At 45.7% G+C, this 3128-nt stretch carries 4 protein-coding genes; 2 read left to right on the forward strand and 2 right to left on the reverse strand.

Annotated elements, in window-relative coordinates:
* The first annotated feature begins 238 nt into the window (after window positions 1-238).
* Entirely contained in the window at window positions 239-352 is a 114-nt protein-coding gene (petG, locus tag P5674_RS23835) for a cytochrome b6-f complex subunit V (protein ID WP_006616220.1), read from the forward strand.
* Window positions 353-520: 168 nt separating this feature from the next.
* Here the strand turns inward: petG and petH are convergent, their stop codons facing one another.
* Together petH and P5674_RS23845 are read right to left on the reverse strand one after the other, a co-directional pair.
* On the reverse strand, window positions 521-1726 hold the full coding sequence (gene petH, locus P5674_RS23840) for a ferredoxin--NADP reductase (RefSeq protein WP_006616221.1): 1206 nt from the start codon (window positions 1724-1726) through the stop codon (window positions 521-523).
* A 467-nt stretch (window positions 1727-2193) separates the two neighbouring features.
* Window positions 2194-2556 (reverse strand): ArsR/SmtB family transcription factor, encoded by a 363-nt coding sequence (locus P5674_RS23845; RefSeq protein ID WP_006616222.1) that lies wholly within the window; start codon window positions 2554-2556, stop codon window positions 2194-2196.
* A 159-nt stretch (window positions 2557-2715) separates the two neighbouring features.
* On the opposite strand from P5674_RS23845, the gene P5674_RS23850 reads away from it, so the two are divergent.
* Window positions 2716-2883 carry a metallothionein gene (locus P5674_RS23850; RefSeq protein WP_006616223.1) on the forward strand — a complete coding sequence of 56 codons (168 nt, stop codon included), beginning with the start codon at window positions 2716-2718 and terminating at the stop codon, window positions 2881-2883.
* Window positions 2884-3128: the final 245 nt, after the last annotated feature.

The following is a 3128-nucleotide window of genomic DNA, read 5'->3' on the forward strand; positions in this document are numbered from 1 at the left end:
AAGCACGGTTTTCAATTGGAGTTGGGGAAGGTGACTTCTCTTTCGACCATAACACGGTCAAACTAGGAGCCGTATGAGGTGAAAGTCTCATGTACGGTTCTGCTGCTGAATGGGAGGAGATCAAGGCGACTTTATTTTCGACCCCTAATGGCTATAGCCAGATAAATGTCGGGTAAATGTATCAGAATATGCGATATTAATCCAAGGAGATCAAAACTTAACATCAAGGAGTTTCAACGTGATTGAACCATTACTTTCGGGGATCGTCTTAGGCTTAATCCTGGTGACATTAGCGGGACTATTCTTTGCAGCCTATCAGCAGTACAAACGCGGAAATCAACTGATTGACTAAGATTCCCACAAGGCAGGCCTTGTCTCTGGGCTGCCTTGTCTCTGAGGTTTCGAGGAGCGATCGCGATTTTTTGATGATAATTGCCGAGAGTCCAATCAGTCCAATCCAGCCACAAAAAGGGCGCGACTCAAGAGCCACGCCCGCCAGTCAAATGGTTAAGTTGATGTCCTAGTAGGTTTCAACGTGCCAACGGTGCTTTTTCTTGAGTTGCTTCTGATAATCAGACCAGTCAACATCAAACTTACCTGCTGCGGCCGACATTCCCTCATCAATGCCGCCTTCCATACCTTTGAGACCGCAAATATAAGTATGGGTGTTGGGTTTTTGGATCAATTCCCATAACTGATCAGCATTTTCCTTAATCCGATCCTGGATATACATTTTGCCACCTTCTGGGTTTTGTTGTTCCCGACTAATGGCTAATGTCAGGCGGAAGTTTTCAGGGAACTGTTGCTGTAATTCTTCAAGTTCCTGTTGATAGAGGATGTTGGGGCTGTAAGGAATGCCAAAGAACAGCCAAGCCAAGCCTTTGAACTTGTAATCTTCGTGCTGTTCCTTAAATATCCGCCACAGGAATGCCCGGAAAGGCGCAATTCCCGTACCCGTTGCCATCATAATGATAGTGGCATCCTCATCCTCTGGGAGCAGCATTTCTTTACCGACCGGGCCAGTAATAGCCACATCAGCCCCAGCTTCCAGGTTGCACAGATAAGTTGAGCAAACTCCATAGACGGTTTCCCCGGTTTCTGGGTGTTTATATTCCAACTGACGAACACATAGGGAAACTGTTTTATCATCTACATGGTCGCCATGACGGGTAGAGGCGATCGAATACAGCCTGAGTTTATGGGGTTTGCCATTGTTGTCAGTTCCTGGCGGAATAATACCAATACTCTGACCTTCGAGATAGCGCAAGTCGCCGCCACTGATATCAAAAATCAAATGGCGAACAGTCCCGGTTCCACCTTCCCTAACTAACTCTTCGTTAGACAGGCATTTGCCGATATATGGATTTTTGGGCTTGTAAATGTTAACAGGAATATCTGTTTTGGCTTTCGCTTGAGTCATAGTAGGGGTTTGGGTTCCAGATGATTGGCTCTGTTGTCCATTTTCTGGTGCCGCTTGAGTCCGAACCGGAGGGGTTTCGCCAGCAGGGTAGATATTGACAATCTTGGCCCCCATTTTAGATAGGCGACGCATCTCCTGGTTCATGCGTTCGTAGGGAACGGTGAGGTAGACTGTGCCACTGCGACGAATGGGATAGTTAAAGTTGTCAGTGTTCTGTCCCTGACGCATCCCTTCGACTTCAAAGACAAAGATACGGCCCGCCGCTCCTGTCCTCATAGCAACACCAGTTCCAGTTGGACTGTACATTCGTTATTTCTCCCTTAACAATACTGAGCTGTTCACCCAAAAACTGTGACAGATTGATCAGTTTCGGCGATTTTTAAAGCAAAATTGCTAAATTGTTCAGACCAATTACTCCCACACTCCTAGCCAGAGGTGGAGTTTATATTCCCGAACCTGTCACACTCCTAGCCATTTTATCAAAAAATGGGGTACAAAGCCCCATTCTTTAAGGTAGCCGAGGATGGCTTTTTGTCAGCAATTCTCATTTTGACCCGCATCCTGTCCAAGATGCCCGATGATGCCCAATCTTGAACGAAAGAATGGGGCTTTCAAGAATCGCTCTTGAGATGATTCTCAATAAGCTGGGGCAAAATTTCCATAATGAGAATTGCTGGCTTTTTGTGAAAGTTATTGCATATTTTTCGCTTGTATGGTAGAGTTGCGGTTTTATAAATTTGTGGTCCTCCGGAAACAGAATTGGCGGTTGATTTTCACGGGTGATCTTCGGGTTCATCGAGATGTTCGGATACATCCCGATAAAGGTTGAAAATATGATGGTCTTTGAGACCATAGACTACATTGCGTCCCCTTTTCTGATAACTGACAAAGCGCATGGTCCTCAGAATTCTCAGTTGGTGGGATACGGCGGATTCGGTCATGTCAACGGCGGCGGCTAGGTCTCGCACACGCATTTCTTTCAGGGCTAGTGCTGACAAGATACGCCAGCGGTTGGGGTCTCCTAGGGTACTAAAAAATTCTGCCATCCGTTGGGCCTTTTCCCTGCTCAAAATTTGCTCTGGGGCGAGGGGCTGGTGGTCGTGGTGATGGGGATTGCTATCAAGGGTGTCAGACATATTGTGATGTGGGGGTTTGACTGTGGGGGATTAATCTCAATTCTAAAGAAATTATTAAACTTCCAGATACATATATCTGAAAGTATGTTCAAATGTTATAGTAGTTACTATGAAAGCTTGTTCAAGCATAAGTCTATTATATCTTGAGGAGAAGTTCTGATGACCACGGTAACTCAAATGAAATGCGCCTGCGAGTCCTGTCTGTGTATTGTGGATACGACAAAAGCGATCGCCAAAAATGGCCAATATTACTGTAGCGAAGCCTGTGCTAATGGCCATCCTAATGGGGATGGTTGCGGTCATAAGGGTTGCAATTGTCACCACTGATTAATTAATTTGGGGGGTAGCAGCAGAGTTGATCGATGGTGATAGATAATCTGCTGCTATTTTTTGGGGAATTTAGCCGATCGCTTTGCTGACTCTGGTTGGGTTACACTTGGTTTCACCCAACCTACAAAGTCTCTGGTTGGGTTACACTTGGTTTCACCCAACCTACCAAGTCTCTACCAAGTCTTTAGTTGGGTTACACTTGGTTTCACCCAACCTACAAAGTCTCTGGTTGGGTTACACTT

This window comes from Limnospira sp. PMC 289.06 (genome assembly GCF_032350395.1).
Taxonomy (GTDB): Bacteria; Cyanobacteriota; Cyanobacteriia; order Cyanobacteriales; family Microcoleaceae; genus Limnospira; species Limnospira platensis.

Coding starts and splice junctions, on each gene's coding strand:
- P5674_RS23850 (WP_006616223.1), top strand. CDS start 2,716: ATGACCACGGTAACTCAAATGAAATGCGCCTGCGAGTCCTGTCTGTGT.
- P5674_RS23845 (WP_006616222.1), bottom strand. CDS start 2,556: ATGTCTGACACCCTTGATAGCAATCCCCATCACCACGACCACCAGCCC.
- petH (WP_006616221.1), bottom strand. CDS start 1,726: ATGTACAGTCCAACTGGAACTGGTGTTGCTATGAGGACAGGAGCGGCG.